The following is a 293-nucleotide window of genomic DNA, read 5'->3' as shown; positions in this document are numbered from 1 at the left end:
ACATAATGCCCTGGATACCGGCCACTGGTTGCAGCAGCAGTTAACCCAGCTGGCCAACGGGCACGACCGTATAACGGATGTTCGCGGCAGTGGTTTGTTTATTGGTGTGGATATTGGCAGCGTCGATCATCCCGGCCAGCCGGACCCGACGCACACCGTCCAGATCATTAACCGGATGCGTGATGCCGGTGTACTGATTGGTGCCGCCGGTAAACATGCCTCGACCCTGAAAGTGCGCCCACCCTTGTGCCTGACACGCCCGGAAGCGCAGCAATTTGTCGATGCCCTGGCAC

1 protein-coding gene is annotated in these 293 nt (G+C 59.0%); it reads left to right on the top strand.

Annotated features, from left to right (window positions below; genetic code table 11):
* A partial coding sequence (locus Q4563_RS18970; RefSeq protein WP_303605616.1) for an aminotransferase class III-fold pyridoxal phosphate-dependent enzyme occupies positions 1 to 293 on the top strand: 293 nt, incomplete at both ends.

It is taken from the genome of Gilvimarinus sp. 1_MG-2023, assembly GCF_030548285.1.
This window is presented reverse-complemented; position numbering and strand designations above follow the sequence as displayed.